The organism is Catonella massiliensis, from assembly GCF_016651435.1.
GTDB classification, from domain to species: domain Bacteria; phylum Bacillota; class Clostridia; order Lachnospirales; family Lachnospiraceae; genus Catonella; species Catonella massiliensis.
Window position 1 is genome coordinate 2215851 of record NZ_JAEPRJ010000001.1, and the last position, 25619, is coordinate 2241469.

Below are 25619 nucleotides of genomic sequence, written 5' to 3' on the forward strand. Positions count from 1 at the left end.
TCTCCTCCTATTCCACAACCTCAACATTCTCTCCCTGACTCCTAAGCCACATCTCAATTCCCTTTCCAAATACCTCAGCCTGAACTGTATAAACCCCATTATCCTCATCAAGCACCTTAGCTGTTGGCAATCTGTCAAGTATTGCATCTATATCAGTTCCTTTGTACTTAAACTTGACCTTTGTTAGTCTGCCACCAGTCATAAATTGGATTCGTTTTCTAAACTCACCCTCCTCAAATCTGCTACTGTAAGGGATATGGAATTTCTCAGCACAAACTTTCATATCTTTTATTCTGTCTATGCGGTATATTGTTGGAAATGAGTCATTGATTACATCAAAGTTCTTCCTCACTTCTTCATCTTCTATAAATGCAGTTAGGTAAAAATAGTACTCCGAAAACATTATAGCTACTGGCTTTACTTTCCGCTTAACCACCTTCTTATCCTTAGACCGGCAATAATCAATCTCAATATATTTATTTTCCCTTATTGCCTGACCTAGAAGCCACATTCTATCCATGAAATCCGACTTGTGACGAGGCTCTACATAGTGAAATTCTTCATTACGGATCAAGTCCTGCACAAGCTTCTGATTGGTTTCAGGTACACAACAGGTAATCAGCTTGTTTAGCATTTCTACCATTTTAACCTTAGTAAATGCCCTACTATCTAGCAGTATCTTGCAAAGAGCCAAGACTTCGCTATTGCTTAGTCTAATCTTATATAAAGTCTCTAGCTTATAGCCCTTTTCTATCCTGTCATAAACAATAGAGTTTTCTATACCTGTTCTCTCAGAATCCACATCCAGAAAGTTTCTGATATCGTCTATATCCCTTTGGATACTCCTCTCATTTACGCCATAAAAGGCAGCCTCTGTTCCCTTGTATATAACATGCCCGTCCATTAACTTTGCGTACATCTGTAAGGTACGCATTACTTTATCACCTTTATATTCTTCCATCTTCTTGCCCTCTCACTTTGATATCTACATTGTATCATTTGAGATGGACACTTTATGTCATTCTAAAAAACTTCTAGTTAAAATTTCTAGTTACAACATTGTTTGTGTTAAAGAAGCTTTTAAACGCAAAAAGCACCCATTTTAAGCGCGCTTAAAACAAATGCTTGTGTTTTTTCTTTATTTTGCTATTGCGTAATGATTGAAACTCTGAGTCCCATTTACTTTCAATTAATACTTCACTTCTCATCCCCTTGAAACCTCTCAAAATATAATATATATATTTTACCACATTTTCAGGATATTGCAATCAGAATTTACAAAAAATATCTCTCATTACACAATCTGCGATAAATTAACTGTTTCGAATAATTCCAAATAAGTGTTTTAATAATGAAATGATAATATCAGCTTTTGCAATCAGTTAAAAATTAATCTTGAAATTTCCTCAAACTTCCTTTACAATTAAATTGTGTAAAATATAAATGCATTAAACCAAACCCTTTTCAGCTAAGGAGAAATTATATGTATATAAACACGGTGATAGGAATACTGATACCCTTCCTCGGCACATCCCTTGGTGCTGCTATGGTATTTGTCCTAAAAGAAAATATGAGCGAAAAGCTACAAAAGGCTCTGACAGGGTTTGCCGCAGGGGTGATGGTGGCAGCATCTTTTTGGAGTCTGCTGGTACCTGCCCTTGAGCAGTCGGAGTCTTTTGGAAAGTTTGCATTTATCCCTGCTGCCGTAGGCTTTCTCATAGGCGTTGGTTTCTTACTTCTTTTAGATGAAATTACCCCTCACATGCACCTTGACCTTACAGAAGAGGGCCCTAAAGGAAGCCGTCTCAGCCGTTCTCTTAAGCTGGTTCTTGCCGTTACACTCCACAACATCCCTGAGGGTATGGCAGTAGGTGTAGTCTATGCAGGCTGGCTTAATGGCAACAGTACCATCACTTACTTTGGCGCCCTGGCTCTTGCAATAGGTATTGCCATTCAGAATTTTCCTGAGGGTGCCATTGTATCTATGCCTCTTAGAGCTGAGGGCATGCCAAAGTGGAAGACCTTTCTTTACGGAGTTTTATCAGGACTTGTAGAGCCTATAGGTTCAGTCCTAACTATTCTCTGTGCTTCACAGGTCGTGCCTTTGCTCCCATATTTCCTAAGCTTTGCAGCCGGGGCAATGATGTACGTAGTGGTTGAAGAGCTGATTCCTGAGATGTCAGAAGGAAAGCATTCCAACATTGGCACAGTGCTTTTTGCGGTGGGCTTTGTGACCATGATGATTCTTGATGTATCGCTGGGATAAGAGAAAACTCTTATCCCTTCCTCACTCTCTTATTTACCATAAGTCCCAAGTCCTGTAGTTTTCTTCCAAGTTCATCATCTTTGGCTACCAGCAACAAGTCCCTGTCCATATAGTTTAGTGCGTGGAGTACAGCCGCATAACAGCCTATGGCTACTGATGGTGCTCCTTTTTCTATAGCGACAAGGGTTGCCCTGCTTATTCCTGCTCTTTCTGCAACCAGCGTAGCTGATATTCTTCTTCGCAGTCTTGCTAATTTTATCTGCTCTCCCATCTGAGCAAGTATATTTTCAGTTTCAGGCAATAACACTACTGATTTTTTAGCCATAACAAAACCTCCTTATGTCAATAATATTAAACATAAAGAGGTATTTTGTCAATTTTTATTTACTTTATCCATCGCTTGCAATGCTATCGATTATAATCGAAACTTTTGTCTTATTTCAAAATCTGTCAGTTATAACCGACAAGCTACCCTCTACCTCAGATACTCTCTTAAAAACGGTGAAACCTCCTTGTCCTTTCCATAGAGACTCTTCGGATAGGTAATCATAAGCTCCTTCTTGGCTCTGGTAATAGCTACATAGAAGAGCCTTCTCTCCTCTTCTATATCCGACTGCCTGATGGCTTTTTTGTATGGGATAATGCCTTCCACAGCCTCAGGGATGTATACCTTCTCAAACTCCAATCCCTTACAGCCATGCATTGTTGAGATTACTACGGCATCTCTGTCGGAATTCTTATTCTTTTCAAACTCTTCCTTTTGCTTCTTATTGAACTCTTCTATGCTCTCCTTCCATTCTTTGAGGGTGGAATAAGGCTTTGCAGCCTCCTCTATTTCCTCCAGTATGTCAAAGAGCTCTTCAGCATCTATATGTCTTTCATCTGCGTATTCCGTCAAGAACCTGTCATAGCCAATAGCCTTTCTTATGTAGTGAATCGCGCCAAAGGGAGAAAGTTCGGCTAGCTTTGCAAGATGAAACTGAAGTGTATTGATTCTTTCAGCCATCCAGTTCCTCCCCTTATAGGCATCAGTCCACCTGATAAAGCTCACATATTCAACCTTATCTCTGTTTAGGGTTACTGCATCAGCAAGGCTTTCTCTTGTCAGATAGCGGTTTGGGCGGTTCATTATATTTAAGAATCTGCTCCTTGACCTGTCTCCGTTAGCTATTTCAAGGTAGTCCATTATATTTTTAGCTATAAAATGGTTGTAAATGCTTGGAGCCATCTCCTTCATGATGAACGGAATATTATACTCTATAAGCTTTGTAACTACAGGCCTTGCCGCAACATTTGTCCTATATACAATGGCCATTTCAGAAAATGGTATTCCAGCCTCGTGAGACTTTATTATATCCTTTACTATGGCAGTATCCTCAGTTCTTCTATCAGAAAAGCTCTTTATCACAGGGAGGCTTCCCGACTCTCCCTTTGCAGCCACTATTTTCTTGTCGAAACGCTGTTTATTTTTATGTATTACGCTCCCTGCGAAGTTAAGAATGGCTTCTGTAGAACGGTAGTTTTCATTTAATATAACCTTTTTGCAATTTGGATATATCTTCTCAAAGCCCAGCATAATCTCAGGCTTTGCGCCTCTGAAGCGGTATATACTCTGGTCGTCATCTCCCACTATAAAAATGTTGTTAAGGGGCTTTGCCATCTTGCTTACAAGCTCAAACTGAAGCCTGGATACATCCTGAAATTCATCTATGAGGATGTATGTAAACTTGCTCTGCCAAGCCTCAAGGATATGAGGATAATCACTAAAAAGCTTGTCACAGAGTATCATCATATCATCAAAGTCAATCAGCCCTCTCTCTTTCATAAAAGCCTCATAAGACCTGAATATATCCCTAAATGCTTCCTCCGGGCAGCTTATGGAATAATAGTTTTCTATATCCACTCCCTCTGATTTTACCCTGCTTATCTCTCCAATTACATTTTTGATAAAATCCTTTTCATCCCCTTCTTCAAGGTCCAGTGTCCTTATTTTTTCTTTTAGGAAATTCCTCGTCATTTCCTCACTAATTATCCGGTCTACTCCGTAACCGTAGGACACCCTGAGTATCATAAAAAATATCGAATGAAAGGTGGCAAACTGTACTCCCTTTGACTCTCCCATTAGTTTTACAAAGCGCTCCCTCATCTCTGTAGCAGCTGCCTTTGTGAAGGTTATAACAAGGATGGTCTGAGGGGCAATCTTCATCTCTTCCAAAAGGTAGCGCACCCTTCCAGTAATTACTGCTGTTTTTCCTGAGCCCGGCCCTGCAAGCACCATCATAGGGCCATCTACGTGTCTTACTGCTTCTAACTGTGGCTTACTGTACTCCACACTTCCTCCTAAATTAGCCCTCTACTGCCTTATTTAGCTTTTCTATACCTATTCTAACTCTTCTTAGGCTTTCTTCCTTGCCAAGAATCTCCATTATCTCGTAAGCCCCGCCAGGTGTCATCTGTTTGCCTGAAACAGCGGTTCTTATCGGCCAAAGTCCCTGTCCGTTCTTGATGCCTTTATCCTGGATGTAGCCCATAAGTACAGCCTCAACTCCCTCTCTTGAATAATCATTACTTGCCTCAAGTAGTGGGAGAAGGTCACGAAGAACTACAAGCGAGCTCTCAGAGGTTGTCTTCATTTTCTTGTGAGTGTACATAGCTATATCGTAATCAGGAAGTTCCTCAAAGAAGTCAATATGCTCCTTAAGGTCAGGCAATACTTCGATTCTTGTCTTCACAAGCTCAGCTATTTTCTTAAGGTCTAGGTCTTTTGTAATCACCTCTTTGATGTATGGAAGAGCCATTTCAAAGAACTTGTCAAAGTCCATAGCCTTAAGGTACTCACCATTCATCCAACGAAGCTTAACCATGTCAAATACAGCAGGCGACTTATTAATTCTGGTATAATCAAACTCTCTGATAAGACCTTCAAGGTCAAATATCTCAGTTCCGCTCTCAGCACTCCAGCCAAGAAGTGCTATGAAGTTTACAACTGCCTCAGGTACAAAGCCCTGCTCAATAAGGTCTTCATAGGAGCTGTGTCCACTGCGCTTTGAGAGCTTCTGATGTTCTTCATTGGTAATAAGCGGGCAGTGGATGTAAGTAGGGATTTCCCAGCCAAATGCTTCGTAGAGCCTGTTGTACTTAGGTGTAGATGAAAGATACTCATTGCCACGGACTACATGGGTGATTCCCATAAGGTGGTCATCTACTACATTGGCGAAATTGTAGGTAGGATAGCCATCAGACTTAATAAGAATCTGGTCGTCAAGCTCTGAGTTTGGAGCTGTTATCTCTCCATAAACCTCATCCTTAAATGTGGTAGTTCCCTCTCTTGGAATATTCTGTCTGATGACGTAAGGCTTGCCCTCAGCAAGATTTCTCTCTATTTCTTCCTTAGGAAGGTTAAGGCAGTGCTTGTCATAGACCATGACCTCTTTCCCGTCTATAGTCTGCTTGAGACTTTCAAGCCTTTCCTTGTCGCAGAAGCAGTAATAAGCCTCTCCCTTTTCTATAAGTTCTTTGGCATACTTTAGATATATTCCCGTAGCCTGTCTCTCACTCTGCACATAAGGGCCACAGTCACCGCCAATATCAGGACCTTCATCATGCTTAAGACCTGTCTCCTTCATTGTCTTGTAAATGATATCAAGGGCTCCCGGTACAAATCTTTCCCTATCTGTATCTTCTATTCTAAGTAAAAATGAGCCTCCTGCATGCTTTGCTATGAGGAACTCATAAAGAGCAGTTCTTAAATTACCTACGTGCATTCTTCCTGTTGGACTTGGTGCGTACCTTGTTCTTACCTGTTTCATTTTCTTATCTCCTGTCTATCTTAGCAATCCCTCTGGGAATTGCCTATTTTATTCTTTTTCGTCTATTACTGCATCTATCTCCGCAGACTCTACCATCTTGTTAAAGGCATCCTCTACCAACTCAAATTCCTTATCGTCCTCGATATCTTCTATGTTGAATTCTTCATCTCCAACCGGGACAAATCTATACAGCCATATATCGCTGTCGTCATTGTCTTTGTCAATAAGGGCAATATACTGCTTGCCCCCTACCGGAAAGATAGCAAGTACTTCACATTCTATCTGGGTTCCGTCTTCCATATCAACGGGAATCACCATGTAAGGTAAGTTCTCTTCCTTCTCTATAGCCATAAACACCTCCACTTAATTTGATGCCATAATAGTATATCACAAATATTTGATTTGGAAAATAAAAATCACTTATTACAGTGCTTCTACCTGCTCCTTTGTAAGTCCTGTTGCCTTCACTATAATCTCTACATCTACCTTACTGTCCTTAAAATTCTTTGCTATGCGGAATGTAGCTTGTTCTTCACCTTTCTCCATTCCTTGTTCTATTCCTTGTTCTATTCCTTTTTCCATCCCTCTTTTCTCAAGTTCATCTAAAAATTCACACATATCAACCTCTCTCCCTTCTGTTTTGATTCGGACAATTTCACTTTTCATTATTTTAAATCTGTCATCATGTAGTACCGCATCTAGCAAATCTAATACTTCCTCAGGATGCTTTATATCCAAGTCATGAGGTCGATAATTTCTTTTCTGTTATGTCTTTCTCTTTCATTTTACCTCTTTTTTAATCATTAAACAATAAGTTACCCTAAATAAAAAATATTTAGGAAGGTGCTGAATCTTGGGTACAAAAAATAAGCCACGAAAATATCCCTGACATTGCATAATCTTGTGTGAATTTTGATTTCTGAAACGAAATCCAAGAATTAGTCAATTAAAAACCAGAATCAAATAACAAATTAATAATATCACAGTTCATTAAAAAATACAAGAAAAAGAGGAAAAAGACTTAGGTCTCTCTCCCCTTTAATGTAGAGCTAAATAGTTTTATTTTCCCTTACTCTTCCTTGCTTCATCAAAAAGCTCGATGTCTTCCCTGGTCACTTTAACATTGGTAGTCTTGGTTTCTTCACCCGGTTTGGTTATGGACACCTCTACTATAGTGCCTTCGGGAAGTCCGGTCAATATAACTCTTTTTACAAATTCTGCAGCCTTTGGGTGATTGCCCTCTAGCTGTGATTTATACTTTAACATTGTGAATGGATTCATTCATTCTCCTTACTTAACTTTAGTCTCATCCGCTGCTCTGCCATAGGTTATGGCAAGCTTTTTCATTCTCTTTGCAAGCTTTGCAGTAAAGTCCTTCTTGCCCATTCTCCACTCCCAGTTACCACCTAGCGTAGACGGAGTATTGATTCTGGCTTCACTTCCAAGGCAGAGGAAGTCCTGCATAGGGATAATGGCAAGATTACCCACACTCATATAAGCACTTCTTATAACATCCCATACAATTTCCTTTTCATCCTCAGTCCGGATATTAAGATACTCTCTCGTGTAATCTCTTACCTTCTTGGTTAAAGAACGGTACCAGCCAAGAGTGGTGTCATTATCGTGAGTTCCTGTATATACAACTGAATTTGCTACATGGTTATGTGGGAGGTAGGTAGTTTCAGCTCCACCGTAAAACGCAAAGTGGATGACCTTCATTCCCGGATACCCTGTACGCTTCACAAGCTTTATTACAGAAGGTGTGAGGTAGCCAAGGTCTTCAGCTATCACATCCATCTCTCCAAGCACTTCCTTCATCCTTGCAAAGAGTGCAAAGCCCGCGCCCTTCTTCCATTTACCCACAACTGCATCTTTTCTTCCATAAGGAATGGAATAATAGGTATCAAAGCCTCTAAAATGGTCTATTCTTACAGTATCGTAAAGGTCAAATGCCCTCGCCATACGCTTCATCCACCATTCGTAGCCCGTCTTCTTGTGATAATCCCAGTCATAAAGAGGATTGCCCCAGAGCTGTCCTGTCGCTGAGAAAGCATCAGGAGGGCAGCCTGCAACCGCAGTAGGTATGAAATTCTCATCAAACTGGAAAAGTTCAGGACTTGCCCAAGCATCGGCAGAGTCAAAGGCAACATAGATAGGCACATCACCTATTATCTTAATTCCCCTTTCATTTGCATACTTTTTAAGCTTCTTCCATTGTATGTCAAACATCCACTGTATAAATGCGTAGAATTCAACTTCATCAGCAAGCTTATCCTTGTACTTCTTAAGTGTAGCAGCCCCACGAAGTCTAAGTCCTTCCTCCCACTCATTCCAAGCTATACCGCCAAGCGAGTCCTTAATAGCCATAAAAAGCGAATAGTCAGGCAGCCAAAGGCTGTTCGCCTTCTTAAATGCTTCAAAGCTCTCCGCACCTTCTATCTTAAGTTTACCAGCTTTAAGAAGCTTCTTGGCATTCTCAAAAGCTATCTTGAGTGCCTTAAATCTTGAATTATATACCTTCGCATAGTCTACATAGTGAGCATTCTTCCCAAAGTTAAGCTTCTTAAGCTCAGCTTCTTTGATAAGACCCAAATTCTTAAGTTCTACAAGGTCTACAAAGTAAGGATTGCCTGCATAGGTAGAGAATGACTGATATGGACTGTCTCCATAGCTTGTTGGTCCAAGTGGCAGTATCTGCCAGTAGCCCTGTCCTGCCTCAAAAAGCTTATCCACAAATTCATACGCCTCTTTTGAAAAACAGCCAATACCGTATTCGGAAGGCAATGAACTAACCGGTAAAAGTACTCCGCAACTTCTCATAAATTATCCTTTCTCCTATATTTAGCATAGTTTATAAGACAGGTGCCAAAATCTGAAATCCATTTTAACAAGGTAAAACAGTCTTCAAGCTTTTGGCACCCGGTTATATGCTACCTGAAACTATCTCAGTTTCCAGATATCTCTATTATATTCTTCTATTGTTCTGTCAGACGAGAAGAAACCGGCATTTGCCATATTTACAACAACCATTCTCTTCCATTTTTCTCTGTCAGCATAATCCTTAAGTATCTCGTCCTTCTTCTCAATATAAGCCTCAAGGTCAAGAAGAGCCATAAACCAGTCCTTATTTATAAGGTCATTATAAAGTCTTTCAAGGTTCTCTTTGTTACCAACCTTTGTAACCGTATCACTTACGATGAAGTCAACTGCATCTTTTACCACCTTTGACTTATTGTAAATGTCACGAGACACATAATCAGCCTTCTTATAGTGCTCAATTACCTCATCAGACTTCGCACCAAAGATGTAGATGTTATCATCTCCTACAAAGTCGTGTATCTCTACATTGGCACCGTCATCTGTTCCAAGAGTAATAGCACCGTTAAGCATAAACTTCATGTTAGAAGTTCCACTTGCCTCCTTGGACGCGAGAGAAATCTGCTCAGATATATCGCAGGCAGGAATAATCTTCTCTGCATAGCTTACATTGTAGTTTGAAACCATAACCACCTTAAGATATGGGCTAACCTCAGGATCCTTGTTAATTATCTCAGCAAGTACAAGGATGAGGTGGATGATGTCCTTAGCTATCACATAAGCAGGGGCTGCCTTTGCACCGAAGATGCAGGTAACAGGAGTCTCAGGCTTTTTACCTGCCTTGATCTCAAGGTACTTGTGTATGATGTAGAGTGCATTCATCTGCTGACGCTTATACTCGTGAAGACGCTTTACCTGCACATCAAATACAGAGTTAGGATCAATATTCACTCCCTCCATCTTCTTTACATAGTCTGCAAGCGCCTGTTTGTTGGCTTTCTTAACTTCATCAAGCTTGTCAAGGAAGTTCTGGTCTTCCTTATGTTCTAAGAGCTTCTTAAGTTCAGAGGCATCCTTTCTATAGCCTGTGCCGATTGTCTCATCTAAGAGCCTCGCAAGCCCATGGTTACAGGAAAGCAGCCATCTTCTAAAGGTAATACCATTGGTCTTGTTGTTAAATCTCTCAGGATAGAGCTTGTAGAAATGATTAAGCTCGGAATCCTTAAGAATATCTGTGTGGATGGCTGCAACACCATTGGTTGAGAAACCATAGTGGATGTCAATATGAGCCATGTGTACCCTGTTCTCATCATCTATTATCTGAATAACAGGATCAGGATTTACTTTTCTTATTCTGTTGTTAAGCTCCTTGATAATAGGCACAAGTACAGGAACTACCTTTTCAAGGTATCTTAGAGGCCATTTTTCAAGTGCCTCAGCAAGGATGGTATGGTTGGTATAAGCGCAGGTCTTGCTTACCACTTCAATCGCATCATCCATTGTAAAATACTCTTCCTGAGTAAGAATTCTGATAAGTTCAGGGATAACCATAGTAGGATGTGTATCATTAATCTGAACTACAGCGTACTTATTAAGGTCATGTAAATCATGTCCCGCATCCTTCATATCCTTTATAATGAGTCTTGCGGCATTACTTACCATAAAGTACTGCTGATAGATACGAAGAAGATGTCCCGCCTCGTCTGAATCATCAGGATAGAGGAAAAGGGTTAGGTTTTTCTCTATGTTGTTTTTGTCAAAGTCAATACCATTTCCTACAATGCTCTCATCCACGGAATTCACATCGAATAGATGAAGCTTTCCGATTCCATTCTCGTATCCAACTACATCTATATCGTACATTGTAGATCTAACTGTTCTGTCACCGAATTTAACATCGAAGCTTAAATCAGTCTTTGTAAGCCATGACTTGTCGGTAATCCACTCATTTTTATTTGCGCACTGAAGGTGATCGTGAAATGACTGCTTAAATAAGCCAAAGTGGTACAAAAGACCAACACCGCAGCCATTCAGTCCAAGACTCGCAATCGAGTCAAGAAAGCATGCAGCAAGTCTTCCAAGTCCACCATTTCCAAGCGATGGCTCAGGCTCGATATTCTCTATCATAGAGAGGCTCTTGCCTGATTCCTTTAATATACTGTCTATTTCATCATATACACCTAAATTTATAAGATTGTTGCTAAGCAGTTTGCCTATAAGAAATTCCGCAGAAATGTAGTAGAGCTTCCTTTCTCCCGTTATCTGCTTCTTATCAGCTATCAGCTCCTTTGTAAGTACCAGCAATGTATGAAAAAGCTCTGCCTCCGTACACTGTCTTATTGGCCTCCCATAAAGCTTGGCTGATAATTTTTCAAATCTATCCCTAATTTCCATTAGACTATTGCTCCTTTCTTTATCATATCTTTACATTCGTACATCTTCTTATCAGCTCCACTCACAGCTTTTTCAACAGTTCCAAATGTATCACTGTTGTAAATCACATGACCGTAACCGATATGAAGTGGGGCAAGGAGATTCGGAGTCCTATTGAACTCTCTTTCAAGTTCCTTTAGTCTTAGAATCCCTCTCTCGTAGATATACTCAACACCATCTCCAATTACAAAGACCGCAAACTCATCACAGTCTACTCTGAAAGTATATCCGCTTTTCCCAAATGATTGATTTATAATCTCGGCACATTTTATGATGTGGCGGTCACCATAAGAATGTCCGTAATTATCATTTATTTTCCTTAGGTCATTCATATCGAACTTGCATATAAGAAGCTCATCAATCTCGCCTTTATCAAGTTTTTTCTGTATTTCTTTTTCTTTTAACTCATACGCATTTCTATTGGCAAGTCCTGTAAGTGAATCTTTGTATTTGATTTCAAATACCTTGTTGGATAACTCTGTTTCTTTAATTCCTTCAAATAATTTGCAAAGTGAATCTACTGCAAGTATCACAACACCAATAAGAATAGCAGTTCTCATTAGAGAGCCTCCATCTCTGATGCTGTAACTCTTGTAATAACTAATCATATCCCATATTATACTTATTAAAAATACTCCAAGTGTAACAACCAGGGTTACAGTATGACCCTTGATTTTATTCTTTTTACAATACGTAACGTTGTCATAAATCGCAAGTAATATCAGTAAAATCGTAATCGCAATACCGATATGAACTATAAACAGCGACTCGTGTGAATCCATTACTCCCATAATGCTTAGTCCGCTAATCAAAATAAGCTCAATTACAGTTAATACAAATGAAATCTTTAAAATATAATCTCTACTGTATTCCAAATCCTGATAGACATAGCTTATGAAAAAATAAGGCATGAAAATAAGCAACAAGTGGTTTATCTCATTAAACTGAGAAGAATGTCCAAACATAAACTGCGGCATCAGTGTCTCGCACATCACCCACAATCCCATACATACCGTAAACACACCTAACATCCTATTTCTTTCATTATGTCCGCTATCAAGCTTTGATAGAAATGAAATAGTTACAAGTATTACTCCAATCAGAATTGTTATTATACTAAACTGGAAACTCCAAAAATTCTCATCCAGTACCTTCCCAAAGTAGTCCCAGGTTCTTCCCAAATACATGCTTGTTATGCGGCTGCTTCTATCTTTATAGATAGGAAAAATCTTCAGCCCTATCTCTTTACCGGCATCATCCGTCTTTATATCAATTCTGTGAAAAGTACTTCCATTACCCCTGGAGAGAACCTGTTGGTCATCAGGCATAAAATTATATATTATTTTATCGCCAATACTAACCTGAAATTTTATATTTTTTGTTCTAAAGTTAAGTATTGTATCACTCACTAAATATGCAGGGAAAGTATGATAAAGATTGATCTCAAGTTCACCCAAAGTGTTCCTTTGGGCCTTTTCACCTACATCTTCTAAGGATACTTCTTTGCCCTTATCTGTATGCCAAGAGGTTGAAAAATCCTCAAGACTCCTTTCATCTCTAGTCTTATAAATTGAGTTGTCTACTTTCATAAATACGACAACACCCATAAAAATAAACAAAACTATGACAAGTATGAAATCAAAGACAGCACTCTTCTCGTATTTACTCACTTTCATCCTCCAAAGTTATAATAGCACTTTCTCTGTATAGACTATAACCTAAATTTAAATATTTAGCAAGGTTTTTGGTAAATAGCTTAAAAATCTGCATTTTTTCACAAAAAATTTTTATAAATTTACAGACTATTTCACACTATTTTCAACTAATTTATTTGTTTATTACCTCTATCTTGTAATTGTCTGATATAATCTTATCTTTAATTCCCTCACTTACAAGGAGCCTGTTATCCTTTGTCATAAGCAGAATGTCAAAATCATTGCCGTTTTCCTTCCAGTATCCTATCGCCTTCTCCTCACCCATTATAAAGAGGCTTGTAGAAAGTGCATCTGCCAAGGTCCCGTCTTTACTTATTATGCTGACTGACTTTAGCCCGCTATCGCTTGGCTTGCCAGTCCTCGGGTCCAGGATGTGGTGATATATAATCCCATTTTCTTCAAAATATCTCTCATAGCCTCCTGAGGTAATAACAGCACTATCTTCAAGCCTAATTGCTGCCATGTACTTATCAGGCTCATTAGGATCCCTTATTGCGATATTCCAAAGTGAGCCATCAGGCTTTTTACGAAATCCGAATACATTGCCCCCTAAGTTGATGATGGCTGATTCAACCTTCTCATCGGTCAATATTTTAACCAGTTCATCAGTAATATATCCCTTACCTATTCCACCAAAGTCTATCTCCATGCCTTTATTCTTAAATGATATTTTCCTTGTTTCTTCGTTAAAGTCAATTTTATCGAAGCCAACAAGCTTAAGTTTCTCTGATATTTCTTTTCCTGATGGGACTTTGTAGTTCTTGGTAGAAAATCCCCACAGTTCCATAAGCGGGTATATGGTTATGTCAAAGAGTCCGTCTGTCTTATTATAGATAGCTTTAGACCTCTTTATAAGATTAGCCATAGTCGGAGACAGCACTGCCTCCCCACTCCTGTTAAGCCTTGATACCTCACTGGTTTCTTTGCCTGTACTAAGCATATCATCAAGTTCGTTAATTTTATCCTCAAGCTTCTTTAGTACCTCCACTCTTTTACTTCCATAAACCTTAAGAGTTATAGCAGTATCAAGCGCAAATATTTCACTTTCTGAAGCTTCACTTTTTTCTAAATCTGAAGCTTTACTTTGGCTGCTCATCTCTTTGCTTTTAGTCTCTAATATACCGTTCCCTTCTATTTTGTCTTTCTGCTTACCGCAGGAGGCTAAAACCATGACCGTAATAAGAAGTAATAAGTGCGAAATTTTTCTTGGAACAATATTCATATTAAACTTAAACTCCACTTTTTTCTGTGTATATGCTCATTTTGCGAAGTAGCTGCCTGCACATTCATGTGGTTTACGTGAAAGTTATATGCCCATCTTACCTTGCAAAATGACTACGCTCTCATATTGTTTGCGTGTAAAAAGCATGAAAACCTCACCACGCTCCCGCTCTTAAAGATTTTCATGCTTTCTACATTTGTAGTGTATTCTACCACATATCTGCTAATTCATAAATAAGTTTTTCGGTTTTTTCCCAGCCTAAACAAGGATCAGTAATAGACTTGCCGTAGACATGTTCATTTTCTTTCTGGCTGCCATCTTCAATATAGCTCTCTATCATTAGTCCCTTTACTATCTTCCTTATGTCCGCTGATACATTTCTACTGTGAAGTACGTCCTTGCTTATACGAATCTGCTCCATAAACTGCTTTCCAGAGTTGGAATGATTGGTATCTACCACTATTGCAGGGTTTGCAAGGTCACGCTCTGCATAGAGCCTTATTACTTCCTGAAGGTCTTCATAGTGATAGTTAGGTATGTTTCTACCATACTTGTCTACCGCACCACGGAGTATGGTATGAGCAAGAGGATTGCCTGTTGACTCTACCTCCCAGCCTCTATACAGAAATGTATGTGCACTATGTGCAGCTACCACAGAGTTCATCATGACTGTTAAATCGCCTCCGGTAGGATTCTTCATTCCTACTGCTCCTTCTATACCTGAGGCTGTAAGCCTGTGTCCCTGATTCTCCACACTCCTTGCACCGATTGCAACATAGTTTAATACATCCGAAAGATATCTGTGATTTTCAGGATAAAGCATCTCATCTGCACAGGTAAAGCCCGTATCCCGAATTGCCCTTATGTGAAGATTTCTGATAGCTATTACACCTTTTAGCATATCTTCACCCTTCTCAGGATCAGGCTGGTGGAGCATGCCCTTATAGCCTGTGCCGACCGTCCTAGGCTTGTTGGTATATATTCTTGGCACGATAAATATCTTGTCCTTTACCTTTTCCTGAACTTTGGCAAGTCTTGATATATAGTCTATAACAGGATCTTCGTGGTCAGCTGAACAAGGTCCTATCACAAGAAGCATCCTGTCATCTTCTCCTGTGATTATGTCACTTACAGCCTTATCCCTCTTCTTAACTATCTCTCCCATTTCCTCTGTAATAGGATATTCTTCCTTAAGTTCTTTTGGTACAGGTAATTTCCTCTTAAAATTCATATTCATCTCCATATCATTTTCCTGCCATATCATAAAAATATCTCAACCCTTTGTTCATACAACAACAGGTTGAGATTTATTCTACTATAACTTACAGGAATTGTATAGTGCTTTATTATGCTAAAGCAAATCTTCTGCTATGAAAGTTTGTTATATATCTTATTACCTGCAAACTGGATAATCTGTACGAATATAACCAAAATCAAACTTGTAATAACAAGATAATTTATATTCCAAGCCTGATAGCCATAGCGGATAGCCACGTCACCAAGTCCACCGGCACCAAGGGCTCCTCCCATAGCAGAGTATCCTACTACTGATATGGATGTTAAGATAATTCCAGAGATTATACCTGGGATTGCTTCCTTTATGATTACCTTGGTCACTATCTGCATATCAGTCGCTCCCATACTCTTTGCAGCCTCAATAACTCCCTTATCTACGCTTCTCATGGCTGTTTCTATTACTCTTGCTACAAAAGGTATGGTGGCTATAGTAAGAGGTACAATTGCAGCCGTTGTTCCTATCGCCTTCCCAGCTATAAACCTTGTTATGGGTATCAGAATAACCATAAGTATGATGAAAGGAAAACTTCTAAATACATTTACAACAAAATCCAGTACACCGTACACTACCTTATTGGGCTTAAGCCCATCGCTGGCAGTTAAGGTAAGGATGCCCGCCGGTATGAAGCCTAAAATCACAGCAAACAATGTGGCAAAGAAACTCATGTAAAGTGTCTCTCCACAGGCTTTAAGTATAATATCTAACATCAGATTACCTCCCATTTCACACCCTGTTCTTTAAGGAAGGCAAAGACCTTGTCCTTCTCCTCTTCCTTTATCTGAACAGTAAGACTTCCAAGCACAGTTCCCCTAAAATCGTCAAGCCTAGCCCATATAATAGAGGCTTCCACTCCAAGTTCCTTTGCCATCATAGCAATCACAGGCTTATCAGCAGTTTCATTGTCAAAGAAAATATGCATATTTATGCCGCCACTTGGAAGCATATCAAGGTTTTCTCCAAGAAATGCCTTCACATTCTTGTCAGGATTAATGAAAATATCCTCAGGCCTTCCCTCTGCCACCATCTTACCGTCTTTAAGGAAGGCTACTCTCTCACAGATCTGCTTAACTACGTCCATCTGATGAGTTACAACTATGATGGTAATTCCAAGCTCTTTATTTATATGCTTAAGTAAATCAAGGATTTCCCTGGTTGTCATTGGGTCTAGGGCTGAGGTTGCCTCATCACATAGAAGTACCTTGGGATTAAGGATTAGTGCCCTTGCTATGGCTACTCTCTGCTTCTGTCCACCTGAAAGTTCTGAAGGCCTCTTATAGGTTTTATCAGAGAGACCCACGAGCTCCAGCATCTTAGTAACTCTCTCCCTTACCTCAGGAGATTTTTCCTTCTTCCCCTCAAATACCAGAGGCAGAGCCACATTTTCATACACATTTTTACGTGAAAGAAGGTTGAAGTTCTGAAATATCATGCTGACTTCTTTTCTTAGGCTGTTAATCTTTGCAGTATCAAGCTCCTCTATTTTTCTGCCAAGAACCTGTACGCTTCCCGAGCTGAATTTCTCAAGACCGTTAAGACAGCGAAGAAGGGTAGATTTACCTGCTCCACTATGCCCTATTATGCCGTAGACTGTGCCATCTTCGATGTTGAGGCTCACATCACTAAGCACCTTCACTTCCCCGTAGTTTTTCTCCAAATGTTCAACTGTTATCATTTTCTCTCCATCTCTCTTATATAGCATAACAATATGACAAAGCCGTCAAAATCTCGTATCAATACGTGATACAGGATTGACATCTCTTTGCTTCTAAAAACCCTTGTACAGTATTCATAATAAAAAATCATATAGATAGGTCACACCTTCCCTACTTACCCCTTCCATTAGGAATAGTATACGGTGAAAGCATAACCTATCTTCATATGTACCCGATATGGGTTTTATTTATTTTTAGAATGCAGGGATTACTGAACCCTGATACTTCTCTTCAATAAACTTCTTTACGTCATCAGAAGTAAACGCCTTCTTAAGAGCCTGAATCTTCTCTAAGTTCTCGTTTCCGCTCTTTACTACTAAGTCATTGAAGTACTGCTTGATAGATGCTGAGTCTGTGCTTTCAAGGATGAGGGAGTCACTCTTAGGATTAAGGCCTGCACCAAGCGCATAGTTACCGTTGATTACGGCTGCATCCACATCACTTAAGGTAACAGGGAGGCTCGCTGCTTCAACCTCTGAGAACTTGAAGTTATGAGAGTTCTCTTCAATGCTTGTAAGGTTATAAAGGTCTTCTGTCTCCTTAAGCTTGATAAGCCCGTTATCAGCTAAGAGAGCAAGTGCTCTTGACTCATTTGAACCATCATTTGGTATAGCTATAGTTGCGCCATCCTTTAACTCCTTGATATCCTTGATTTTCTTTGAGTAAAGTCCCATAGGCTCAAGGTGAATCTCTGCTATTGATACCAGATTGAGCTTTCTTTCCTTGTTATCATTCTCCATATATCTGGTTGTCTGATAGTAGTTGGCATCAAGCTCGCCCTCCTGAACAGCTGTGTTTGGCTGAACATAGTCGTTAAACTCTACTACCTTTACCTTGTATCCTTCTTTCTCAAGGATAGGTACTACAGCACCCTTAACTATCTCCTGATGAGGAACAGGGGTTACACCGATAGATATTTCCTTATCATCACTCTTGGCACCACCTGCTGCTCCACAACCTACAAGTGATACTGCTAGAATTCCTGAAAGAACTAAAGCACCTAATTTTTTAACACCATTCTTCTTCATATATTTTCTCCTCTTTTCTTTAAGTTTTGCCGCTTTAATCGGCTTTCACAGATACTGGATTGTTAGAGCTTTACTCTTTCAATCCTTACAAACCTCTTTTTTATTTTTCATTTGCTTTCTGTGTGACTTATTCTATACTAAAAGTTTTGATATTACAAATACATTAAATCAATACTTTGTTATAGATTTTAGTTATATCAAATTCATTTTCATATACATAGTTGGCGTTTTCGTGTATAATGATGAAAATTTATCATCACACATACACTTGCTACAAGCGTTTTGCTGTTCTATTTACTATTATGTTATACAGAATTGGGGAAAAGGAGGTAGTCTATTGGCTTATAAACTAAGTATTACACCGGGAATAGAAAGACTTACCGAAGTTTGTCTTGAGAACTCAAGAATCAATGCAGATTTATACAAGGAGCTTGACATTAAGCGCGGGCTCCGTGACATAAACGGTGCCGGGGTCAGGGCAGGACTTACCAAGATATCAACCATCAACTCTTTTAAGATGGTAGACGGAGTTAAAACTCCCTGTGAAGGCGAGCTGTATTACCGTGGTATAGATATACACGAGCTTACTGACGGCTTTATAGGTGAGAAGCGCTTTGGCTTTGAAGAGATGACCTATCTCCTGCTCTACGGTAAGCTTCCTACAGAAGTAGAGCTTACTGACTTTATAAAGGAGCTTGCACATCAGAGGGCACTCCCCCGCAATTTCGTAAGGGATGTCATTATGAAGGCTCCAAGCAAGGACATGATGAATACTTTGGCAAGAAGTGTGCTTACTCTTTATTCCTATGACTCTCTTGCTGACGATATTTCACTCTCAAATGTAATGCGCCAATGCCTCAACCTCATAGCTGTCTTTCCAATGCTTTCGGTATATGGCTACCATGCCCACAATCACTACAACAATGGAAAGAGCCTGTACATCCATCATCCTGAGAAGTCGCTTTCTACGGCTGAGAATATACTAAGGCTTCTCCGTCCTGATAAAAAATATACCTCTATAGAGGCTACCGTACTCGACCTCGCCCTTGTACTACACATGGAGCATGGCGGTGGTAACAACTCTACCTTTACTACACATGTAGTAACATCCTCAGGTACGGATACATACTCAGCCATAGCCGCAGCTCTCGGCTCCCTTAAAGGTCCTAAGCATGGTGGTGCAAATATCAAGGTTATGGGTATGTTTGAAGACCTAAAGAAAAATGTGAAAGACCTTAAAGACGAAGAAGAGGTCGGCTTATACCTTAGAAAGCTTCTCCACAAGGAGGCCTTTGATAAAAAGGGGCTTATTTATGGTATGGGACATGCGGTTTATTCAATCTCTGACCCGAGAGCAAATATCTTCAAGGGCTATGTGGAAAGGCTTGCAAAATCTAAGGGAAATGATGCTGACTATGCGCTTTACAGTATGGTTGAAAGGCTTGCACCTAAGATAATTGGTGAGGAGAGACATATCTACAAGGGAGTAAGCGCCAATATCGACTTCTACAGCGGTCTTGTATATCATATGCTTGGTCTTCCTCCTGAGCTCTATACCCCTATCTTTGCCTGTGCAAGGATAACCGGCTGGAGTGCACACAGGCTTGAGGAGCTTATAAACACCGACAAGATAATAAGACCTGCCTATGTAAGTGTTCAGGATACTAAGCCTTACGTGCTAATGAAGGACAGGTCATGAAGCACACTTGTGTAAATGGCATACAGATACCGGGCACAGCCCAAAGAAAGAGACTGTCAATCTAACCTCTGCTTGACAGCCTCTTTTTATTATTATGCTTTGATATATTGCTTAGCTAAGCTCTACCTTAACCGCCTCATAAGGCTTAAATTCATTCTTTAGGTCATAGATATTATGGCCTGTATATTCGCCTAAAAGACGTCCATTAATTGAGTAATAACGTACAAACTTCTTGTCAGAAACTGATGTCCAGTGCTCTTCATTCCAGGTCATATATCCGTCAGGATCTGTCTTTTCTGCTTTAAGAAATACATCCACCTGTCTGCCTGCGATTAAAGTGTCGATAAGCCCCTGTTCATCAAGCTCTACTGTAGTTTTGTTTACAGTATCATAAACCTTCAATAATTCCATTTCTCTTCTCCTTGTATAATATTAGCTTTCCTAACAATACCTGCAAGTTCATCCAAAGGTATTATAGTAATGTCTAACATGATACAACTATTTATAGCTAAAGTCAATTACATAAGTCTGTTAACCTCATCAGCTACAAACTGAACCTTAGGTCCGATTACAACCTGAACGGAAGTCTTACTAGGCCTTATAATACCTGCAACACCGGCTGATTTAATCTTCTTCTCATCAACTGCGGTATAGTCCCTAACTTCAATTCTAAGTCTTGTAATACAGTTATCAACTGAAGTTACATTTTCCTTTCCACCAAGTCCTTCAAGGATTATCTTTGCAACCTCTGTAAAGTCACCATTTGCAAGAACTGCCTTCATCTCTTCTGCATTGTCAGCATCATCTTCTCTACCCGGTGTCTTAAGGTTAAATGTAACAATAGCAAATCTAAATACCGCATAGAATACGATAGCCGCTGCTATGCCCAAAGGAATGATGAGCCAGGTCTTTTGTGCAAGTGGAAGCTGTGAACTAAATACAAGGTCGGTAAGACCTGCTGAGAATGAAAAGCCTGCTCTAAATCCAACTGCCACAGTAATTACCGTAAATACACCGTAAAGGATGGCGTAGATTAAGTAAAGACCCGGTGCCAGGAACATAAATGCAAATTCGAAAGGTTCTGTAACACCGCAGATAAATGCACATATAGCTGCTGCGCTTAAGAGTGACACTGCATATTTCTTCTTCTCAGGCTTAGCTGAACGAATCATCGCAAAAGCAGCCGCTGGAAGACCAAACATCATACAAGGGAAGAAGCCTGACATATACATACCTGTAGTTCCTGCTGTACCGGTATTTCCCCAGAAGTTACCAAGGTCGTTGATACCAGCCGCATCAAACCAGAATACTGAGTTAAGTGCGTGGTGAAGTCCAAATGGAATGAGGAGACGGTTAAAGAATGCGTAGATACCTGCTCCTACTGCACCAAGGCTTACTATTGACTTACCAAAGCCAATGAGCCCACCGTAAATTACAGGCCAGATAAAGAAGAGTATGCCTGATACCACTACTGATACCATGGCTGTAACTATTGCCACTGAACGCTTTCCTGAGAAAAATGCAAGCGCATCAGGAAGTTTTGTGTTCTTAAACTTGTTGTAGCAAACTGAGCCTATAATACCCGCTAAAATACCTATGAACTGATTCTGAATCTTACCAAAAGCTACATTTGCTTTGGCCTGTGTCATTATCGCGATTGCATCTGATGAAAGAAGTGTAGTTATCATAAGCCAGGATACAAGACCCGCAAGTCCTGCTGTACCGTCCTTATCATCAGCCATACCAACTGCAACACCTATAGCAAAGAGCCAGGACATATTGTCAATGAGGGCTGCACCTGCTTTGATTAAAAAGAAACCTAAGATTTCAACTGTTCCTGTGATATCACCACCCTGCATAACATGTGGTGAAAGTGCGTAACCTATACCCATAAGAATTCCCGCTACAGGAAGGCAGGCAACAGGTAACATCAACGAGCGGCCTAATTTTTGCAAATACTTCATCATAATATTTGTTCCCCTTTCTTTATTAACCCAAAGAAATATTTAATTAAAAGTTCTCCTTAAGGAAGGATTCAAGTACTGTATACGCCTCATCTTCATCCTCTCCCTCTACAGTTACAACAATTCTGTTGCCCTGTTTTACCCCAAGAGCCATAACCGCCATCAGCCTTTTAAGGTCAGCTTCTTTGCCATTTTCCTCATTTAGAAGCTTGATATCACTCTTAAATGAGGCTGCCTGCTTTACCAAAAGTCCCGCGGGCCTTGCATGTATGCCGGCTTCTGCGACTACGGTATAATTTATCTTCTTCATATTCTCCTCCTTCCTTATATATTTCTTACTGCTTTTCTAAGCGAAAGCACCTTTGTAGGAGATACAGAGAGCTCATCTATTCCCATATCCACAAAAGTCCTTGTAAGTGCTGTGTCACCTGCCAGTTCACCACAAATACCTACCCATATCCCGTTTTTATGGGCATTGTCACAGGCCATCTTAATAAGCATAAGGATGGCTTTATGGTGAGGATTATAAAACTCTGCCAGATTCTCATTCTGCCTGTCTATGGCAAGGGTGTACTGGGTAAGGTCATTGGTTCCCACGCTGAAAAAATCAACCTCTTTTGCCAGCTCATCGCTGATTAGTGCTGCTGCAGGAGTCTCTATCATTATACCAAGTTCGGGATTGCCAATAGTTACACCCTGAGCAATCAGCTCCTCCTTCACCTCGTCAACAATTATCTTTATCCTCTTTACTTCTTCCACCGAGGTTATCATAGGAAACATAATCCCAACATTTCCTAATGCAGATGCCCTAAATATCGCCCTTAGTTGGGTCTTAAATAAGTCCTTTTTATTAAGGCAGATTCTTATTGCCCTATATCCAAGCGCAGGATTATCTTCTTCGCTAAGCCCAAGATAGCTGGCTTTTTTGTCGGCTCCTATATCAAGCGTCCTGATAATGACTTTCTTCCCGTCAAGCCTCTCTACAACTTCCTTATAACTTGCAAACTGTTCTTCTTCACTAGGCGCTTCACTTCTTCCAAGATAGAGGAATTCACTTCTAAATAGTCCTATTCCTCCTGCATCATTCTCTATAACTCTGTCTACGTCGTTTTCACTTCCGATATTGGCAAATATCTCTATCTTTCTGCCATCACGAGTTACATTTTCCTTTCCCTTAAGCTCTGAAAGCAGGACATTTTCAAGGTTTAATTCCTTTATAAGCTTGTCTATTGCCTCTTTAGCTTTGAAGTCAGGCTCTATATACAGTTTGCCATTTACAGCATCTACTGCTGCCTCCCTGCCTTCAAGTTCAGTTAGAGCCACACTCCCAAAATCAACCTTCACAAGCGCAGGGATACCGAGACTTCTTGCAAGTATGGCTGTGTGTGAGCTCGACGAGCCCTTCCTTGTAACAAAGGCCAATACCTTTGATTTATCCATATTTATAGTCTCTCCCGGAGTCAGATCCTCAGCCAAAATGATGACCGCCTCATCACCTTCAAGCGTGGCTTCAGCCTTGCCTGTAAGCTTTCTTATGACCCTGTTTGATATATCAAGTACATCCACTGACCTTGCCTTCATATAGTCATCATCCATGTCTGCAAAGGTTTTGGAAAACACCTTTCCTGTCTCAAAGACCGCATACTCAGCGCAAAGCCTGTCTTCATTTATAAGATTTTGGATATTTTCGGTATAATCAAGGTCCTCAAGCATCATTTTATGGATGTCAAAAATGAGTGCATTCTCTTCTCCAACCTTATCTATAGCCTCTTCATATAGCCCTTCAAGCTCGGATTTTGCTTCATCAAGAGCTGCATTTAGCCTGGCCAGTTCTTTGTCTGTATCCTCAACCTCCTTCTCTTCAGGCACGTACTCATCACCGCCAAAGACCGCTATCTTACCAAAAACAGCTCCGTTAGACACCACATTTCCGCTAAACTCTCTCATAATCTCCTCCGATTATTTAAGGTATTTGATGATTACATCACCCTTATTTACAGCTTGAGGCTTAGTGTATGTAAGCTTCTTACACTGTTCCGGATTGCATATGATAACAGGAGTTTCAAGTCTGTAGCCAGCAAGCTTGATTTTTTCAAAATCTGCAACCACCAGCAAATCACCAGCCTTAACCTCATCTCCTTCTTTTACCTTTACATCAAAGCCCTCACCTTTAAGGTTTACGGTGTCAAGTCCTATATGTAAAAGTATGTCTATGCCGTCCTTTGTGGTAAGGCCTATAGCGTGTGAAGTTGGGAATACGGTGGTAACGGTCCCACATACAGGAGAGTAAAGCTCGTTCTCCTCAGGTATAACCGCCACTCCCTTGCCTACCATTTCCTCACTAAAGGTTATATCAGGTACATCCTTGATACTTATAAGTTTGCCCTTTACAGGCGATACAATCTCAAGTTCTTTTTTCTTAAAAAACATAAATTCTCCTTTCAGTGCAGGACACCTTATCCTGCCTTTACCATTTAACTAAACAAGTCGTTTATTCTCTTTAACTGAATTGCAAAATAAAGCTTTTCTTCCTCTGTAAATCTTCGTTTGTACTCCATTGCAACAAAATCACTGACCTTCACTGCCATGTTCCATTCTTTAGGATAGTTTTCTTTTATAAATCTCAGGAGCTTTTCATCTCCCTTTTCCTTAATTGGATATGCCATGACTAACCTGTAGCTAAGAAGCTTAAGCCCTGTCACAAAGCTGTCTACTTCAACACATTCCTTACTTAAGCCCTCAAACTCAGCTAGAAGCAGGTTAAGGATATCTCCCATCATCTTGGTGATTATCCAAGTATCTCTTACCTTGATATTGAATTCTGCATTTACAAAATGTATGGCTAAGGCCGCAGCCTCATCTACAGGCAGCTTATAACCAAGTCTTTCATAAATAAGTGAAACCGCCTGTGTTCCAATGCTGTATTCTAAAGGGTAGAAACGCCTTATCTCATTTTCCATAGGGATAGGAAAGACTTGTCCCTCTTCTATCCTCCTGATGGCAAAGCTTATGTGGTCAGTAAGCGTAAGGTAAATATTAGGATGAAGCTCAGTATCAAGCCTTTCTTTGGCATAAGAAATAATTTCGTTTGATACCTGAAGATACTCAAGCGGAATTCCTGTGAGCAAGTCCTTAAACCGCCTAAGGACTTCCTCATCTTCTATAGTAAATATTTTGTCTGCGTCAGCTTCGTTTAGAGTATCGCCTTTTTTCTTCCCAAAGCCGATCCCCTTACCCATTACAACTACTTCTTTACCTTCATCATCTTTTGAGCTGACAACATTATTATTAATAATTCCTTCTATAATCACATCGATTCTCCATTGTATGAGTTTTTTATGTTATAGGGATTTTGTAGAAATTCCTTATAACATAAAAAAGCCAAACCTCACAGACAAACAATCATTTGTCCGTAAAATTTGGTTTTGCCCTCTCGGTAACAATCCGTCAATATTTATAAAGCGAGTATACTACGGATTAGCACCTTTGTCAATATTTTATATTTTGACGGTTTTTTCTGAGATATTTCTACAAATTTAGCTTAATTTATTTATGTTTATATCCTGTATACATAGTTAATATAAAACAAATACAGGTTGCTATTGCCCAAAACTTATGACTTTTCATATCTCTTCCTCCTTTAGTGGTTGATTTTAC

General features: G+C 39.9%; 24 protein-coding genes. 2 read left to right on the top strand and 22 right to left on the bottom strand.

Annotated elements, in window-relative coordinates; all coding sequences use genetic code 11:
* Nucleotides 1–7 precede the first annotated feature (7 nt).
* Complete coding sequence (locus JJN12_RS09845; protein ID WP_208429515.1) at nucleotides 8–961, bottom strand: helix-turn-helix transcriptional regulator; 954 nt, start codon at nucleotides 959–961, stop codon at nucleotides 8–10.
* 522 nt (nucleotides 962–1483) lie between these two features.
* Here JJN12_RS09845 and JJN12_RS09850 point away from each other — a divergent pair.
* Nucleotides 1484–2266 carry a ZIP family metal transporter gene (locus JJN12_RS09850; RefSeq protein WP_236013760.1) on the top strand — a complete coding sequence of 261 codons (783 nt, stop codon included), beginning with the start codon at nucleotides 1484–1486 and terminating at the stop codon, nucleotides 2264–2266.
* A 10-nt stretch (nucleotides 2267–2276) separates the two neighbouring features.
* Here JJN12_RS09850 and JJN12_RS09855 read toward each other — a convergent pair whose 3' ends face one another.
* The 14 genes from JJN12_RS09855 to JJN12_RS09920 form a co-directional block, all read right to left on the bottom strand.
* Nucleotides 2277–2591 (bottom strand): helix-turn-helix domain-containing protein, encoded by a 315-nt coding sequence (locus tag JJN12_RS09855; protein ID WP_208429516.1) that lies wholly within the window; start codon nucleotides 2589–2591, stop codon nucleotides 2277–2279.
* Nucleotides 2592–2741: 150 nt separating this feature from the next.
* Nucleotides 2742–4598: an ATP-dependent helicase gene (locus tag JJN12_RS14495; protein ID WP_208429517.1), complete on the bottom strand. Its 1857-nt coding sequence runs from the start codon at nucleotides 4596–4598 to the stop codon at nucleotides 2742–2744.
* 13 nt (nucleotides 4599–4611) lie between these two features.
* Entirely contained in the window at nucleotides 4612–6075 is a 1464-nt protein-coding gene (gene gltX, locus JJN12_RS09865; protein WP_208429518.1) for a glutamate--tRNA ligase, read from the bottom strand.
* Nucleotides 6076–6123: 48 nt separating this feature from the next.
* A complete protein-coding gene (locus JJN12_RS09870) occupies nucleotides 6124–6426 on the bottom strand; it encodes a DUF1292 domain-containing protein (RefSeq protein ID WP_208429519.1) in 303 nt (100 codons plus the stop codon).
* Between the two features lie 72 nt (nucleotides 6427–6498).
* The gene (locus tag JJN12_RS09875) at nucleotides 6499–6780 is read right to left on the bottom strand and encodes an RpnC/YadD family protein (protein ID WP_208429520.1); all 282 of its coding nucleotides are present in this window, start codon (nucleotides 6778–6780) and stop codon (nucleotides 6499–6501) included.
* A gap of 354 nt (nucleotides 6781–7134) precedes the next feature.
* A complete protein-coding gene (locus JJN12_RS09880; RefSeq protein ID WP_208429521.1) occupies nucleotides 7135–7356 on the bottom strand; it encodes a hypothetical protein in 222 nt (73 codons plus the stop codon).
* 9 nt (nucleotides 7357–7365) lie between these two features.
* Nucleotides 7366–8895, bottom strand: coding sequence for a 4-alpha-glucanotransferase (gene malQ, locus JJN12_RS09885; protein WP_208429522.1), 1530 nt, complete (start codon nucleotides 8893–8895; stop codon nucleotides 7366–7368).
* 120 nt (nucleotides 8896–9015) lie between these two features.
* The gene (locus tag JJN12_RS09890; protein ID WP_208429523.1) at nucleotides 9016–11286 is read right to left on the bottom strand and encodes a glycogen/starch/alpha-glucan phosphorylase; all 2271 of its coding nucleotides are present in this window, start codon (nucleotides 11284–11286) and stop codon (nucleotides 9016–9018) included.
* Complete coding sequence (locus tag JJN12_RS14500; RefSeq protein WP_208429524.1) at nucleotides 11286–12995, bottom strand: GGDEF domain-containing protein; 1710 nt, start codon at nucleotides 12993–12995, stop codon at nucleotides 11286–11288. The genes JJN12_RS09890 and JJN12_RS14500 overlap by 1 nt, the downstream gene beginning before the upstream one ends.
* Before the next feature lie 157 nt (nucleotides 12996–13152).
* Nucleotides 13153–14262, bottom strand: a complete 1110-nt coding sequence (locus tag JJN12_RS09900) for an FAD:protein FMN transferase (protein WP_208429525.1) — start codon at nucleotides 14260–14262, stop codon at nucleotides 13153–13155.
* A 208-nt stretch (nucleotides 14263–14470) separates the two neighbouring features.
* A complete protein-coding gene (locus JJN12_RS09905) occupies nucleotides 14471–15499 on the bottom strand; it encodes a 3-deoxy-7-phosphoheptulonate synthase (protein WP_208430378.1) in 1029 nt (342 codons plus the stop codon).
* Between the two features lie 131 nt (nucleotides 15500–15630).
* On the bottom strand, nucleotides 15631–16266 hold the full coding sequence (locus tag JJN12_RS09910; RefSeq protein ID WP_208429526.1) for a methionine ABC transporter permease: 636 nt from the start codon (nucleotides 16264–16266) through the stop codon (nucleotides 15631–15633).
* Nucleotides 16266–17231 (bottom strand): methionine ABC transporter ATP-binding protein, encoded by a 966-nt coding sequence (locus JJN12_RS09915; protein ID WP_208429527.1) that lies wholly within the window; start codon nucleotides 17229–17231, stop codon nucleotides 16266–16268. The genes JJN12_RS09910 and JJN12_RS09915 overlap by 1 nt, the downstream gene beginning before the upstream one ends.
* 234 nt (nucleotides 17232–17465) lie before the next feature.
* The gene (locus JJN12_RS09920; RefSeq protein ID WP_208429528.1) at nucleotides 17466–18299 is read right to left on the bottom strand and encodes a MetQ/NlpA family ABC transporter substrate-binding protein; all 834 of its coding nucleotides are present in this window, start codon (nucleotides 18297–18299) and stop codon (nucleotides 17466–17468) included.
* Nucleotides 18300–18636: 337 nt separating this feature from the next.
* Between JJN12_RS09920 and JJN12_RS09925 the strand changes: the two genes are divergently transcribed.
* Nucleotides 18637–19998 (top strand): citrate/2-methylcitrate synthase, encoded by a 1362-nt coding sequence (locus JJN12_RS09925; protein ID WP_208429529.1) that lies wholly within the window; start codon nucleotides 18637–18639, stop codon nucleotides 19996–19998.
* A 111-nt stretch (nucleotides 19999–20109) separates the two neighbouring features.
* Here the strand turns inward: JJN12_RS09925 and JJN12_RS09930 are convergent, their stop codons facing one another.
* The 7 genes from JJN12_RS09930 to JJN12_RS14730 form a co-directional block, all read right to left on the bottom strand.
* The gene (locus tag JJN12_RS09930; protein WP_328706801.1) at nucleotides 20110–20409 is read right to left on the bottom strand and encodes a hypothetical protein; all 300 of its coding nucleotides are present in this window, start codon (nucleotides 20407–20409) and stop codon (nucleotides 20110–20112) included.
* Nucleotides 20410–20516: 107 nt separating this feature from the next.
* The gene (gene nagE, locus JJN12_RS09935) at nucleotides 20517–21965 is read right to left on the bottom strand and encodes an N-acetylglucosamine-specific PTS transporter subunit IIBC (RefSeq protein WP_208429530.1); all 1449 of its coding nucleotides are present in this window, start codon (nucleotides 21963–21965) and stop codon (nucleotides 20517–20519) included.
* A 43-nt stretch (nucleotides 21966–22008) separates the two neighbouring features.
* Complete coding sequence (locus JJN12_RS09940) at nucleotides 22009–22272, bottom strand: HPr family phosphocarrier protein (RefSeq protein ID WP_208429531.1); 264 nt, start codon at nucleotides 22270–22272, stop codon at nucleotides 22009–22011.
* A 14-nt stretch (nucleotides 22273–22286) separates the two neighbouring features.
* Complete coding sequence (gene ptsP, locus JJN12_RS09945; RefSeq protein WP_208429532.1) at nucleotides 22287–23909, bottom strand: phosphoenolpyruvate--protein phosphotransferase; 1623 nt, start codon at nucleotides 23907–23909, stop codon at nucleotides 22287–22289.
* A 12-nt stretch (nucleotides 23910–23921) separates the two neighbouring features.
* Entirely contained in the window at nucleotides 23922–24392 is a 471-nt protein-coding gene (locus JJN12_RS09950; protein WP_208429533.1) for a PTS sugar transporter subunit IIA, read from the bottom strand.
* Nucleotides 24393–24436: 44 nt separating this feature from the next.
* A complete protein-coding gene (locus JJN12_RS14505) occupies nucleotides 24437–25273 on the bottom strand; it encodes a PRD domain-containing protein (RefSeq protein WP_208429534.1) in 837 nt (278 codons plus the stop codon).
* Nucleotides 25274–25508: 235 nt separating this feature from the next.
* Nucleotides 25509–25589: a DUF6219 family protein gene (locus tag JJN12_RS14730; protein WP_408610927.1), complete on the bottom strand. Its 81-nt coding sequence runs from the start codon at nucleotides 25587–25589 to the stop codon at nucleotides 25509–25511.
* Nucleotides 25590–25619: the final 30 nt, after the last annotated feature.

What these genes read in the sequence shown, in the direction of transcription:
- JJN12_RS09855 (WP_208429516.1), bottom strand. Translation starts at nt 2,591, where the DNA reads ATGGCTAAAAAATCAGTAGTGTTATTGCCTGAAACTGAAAATATACTT.
- JJN12_RS09900 (WP_208429525.1), bottom strand. Translation starts at nt 14,262, where the DNA reads ATGAATATTGTTCCAAGAAAAATTTCGCACTTATTACTTCTTATTACG.
- JJN12_RS09905 (WP_208430378.1), bottom strand. Translation starts at nt 15,499, where the DNA reads ATGAATATGAATTTTAAGAGGAAATTACCTGTACCAAAAGAACTTAAG.
- nagE (WP_208429530.1), bottom strand. Translation starts at nt 21,965, where the DNA reads ATGATGAAGTATTTGCAAAAATTAGGCCGCTCGTTGATGTTACCTGTT.
- gltX (WP_208429518.1), bottom strand. Translation starts at nt 6,075, where the DNA reads ATGAAACAGGTAAGAACAAGGTACGCACCAAGTCCAACAGGAAGAATG.
- malQ (WP_208429522.1), bottom strand. Translation starts at nt 8,895, where the DNA reads ATGAGAAGTTGCGGAGTACTTTTACCGGTTAGTTCATTGCCTTCCGAA.
- JJN12_RS09920 (WP_208429528.1), bottom strand. Translation starts at nt 18,299, where the DNA reads ATGAAGAAGAATGGTGTTAAAAAATTAGGTGCTTTAGTTCTTTCAGGA.
- JJN12_RS14730 (WP_408610927.1), bottom strand. Translation starts at nt 25,589, where the DNA reads ATGAAAAGTCATAAGTTTTGGGCAATAGCAACCTGTATTTGTTTTATA.
- ptsP (WP_208429532.1), bottom strand. Translation starts at nt 23,909, where the DNA reads ATGAGAGAGTTTAGCGGAAATGTGGTGTCTAACGGAGCTGTTTTTGGT.
- JJN12_RS09890 (WP_208429523.1), bottom strand. Translation starts at nt 11,286, where the DNA reads ATGGAAATTAGGGATAGATTTGAAAAATTATCAGCCAAGCTTTATGGG.
- JJN12_RS09915 (WP_208429527.1), bottom strand. Translation starts at nt 17,231, where the DNA reads ATGATAACAGTTGAACATTTGGAGAAAAACTACGGGGAAGTGAAGGTG.
- JJN12_RS09870 (WP_208429519.1), bottom strand. Translation starts at nt 6,426, where the DNA reads ATGGCTATAGAGAAGGAAGAGAACTTACCTTACATGGTGATTCCCGTT.
- JJN12_RS09940 (WP_208429531.1), bottom strand. Translation starts at nt 22,272, where the DNA reads ATGAAGAAGATAAATTATACCGTAGTCGCAGAAGCCGGCATACATGCA.
- JJN12_RS09845 (WP_208429515.1), bottom strand. Translation starts at nt 961, where the DNA reads ATGGAAGAATATAAAGGTGATAAAGTAATGCGTACCTTACAGATGTAC.
- JJN12_RS09910 (WP_208429526.1), bottom strand. Translation starts at nt 16,266, where the DNA reads ATGTTAGATATTATACTTAAAGCCTGTGGAGAGACACTTTACATGAGT.
- JJN12_RS09950 (WP_208429533.1), bottom strand. Translation starts at nt 24,392, where the DNA reads ATGTTTTTTAAGAAAAAAGAACTTGAGATTGTATCGCCTGTAAAGGGC.
- JJN12_RS09930 (WP_328706801.1), bottom strand. Translation starts at nt 20,409, where the DNA reads ATGGAATTATTGAAGGTTTATGATACTGTAAACAAAACTACAGTAGAG.
- JJN12_RS09880 (WP_208429521.1), bottom strand. Translation starts at nt 7,356, where the DNA reads ATGAATCCATTCACAATGTTAAAGTATAAATCACAGCTAGAGGGCAAT.
- JJN12_RS09850 (WP_236013760.1), top strand. Translation starts at nt 1,484, where the DNA reads ATGTATATAAACACGGTGATAGGAATACTGATACCCTTCCTCGGCACA.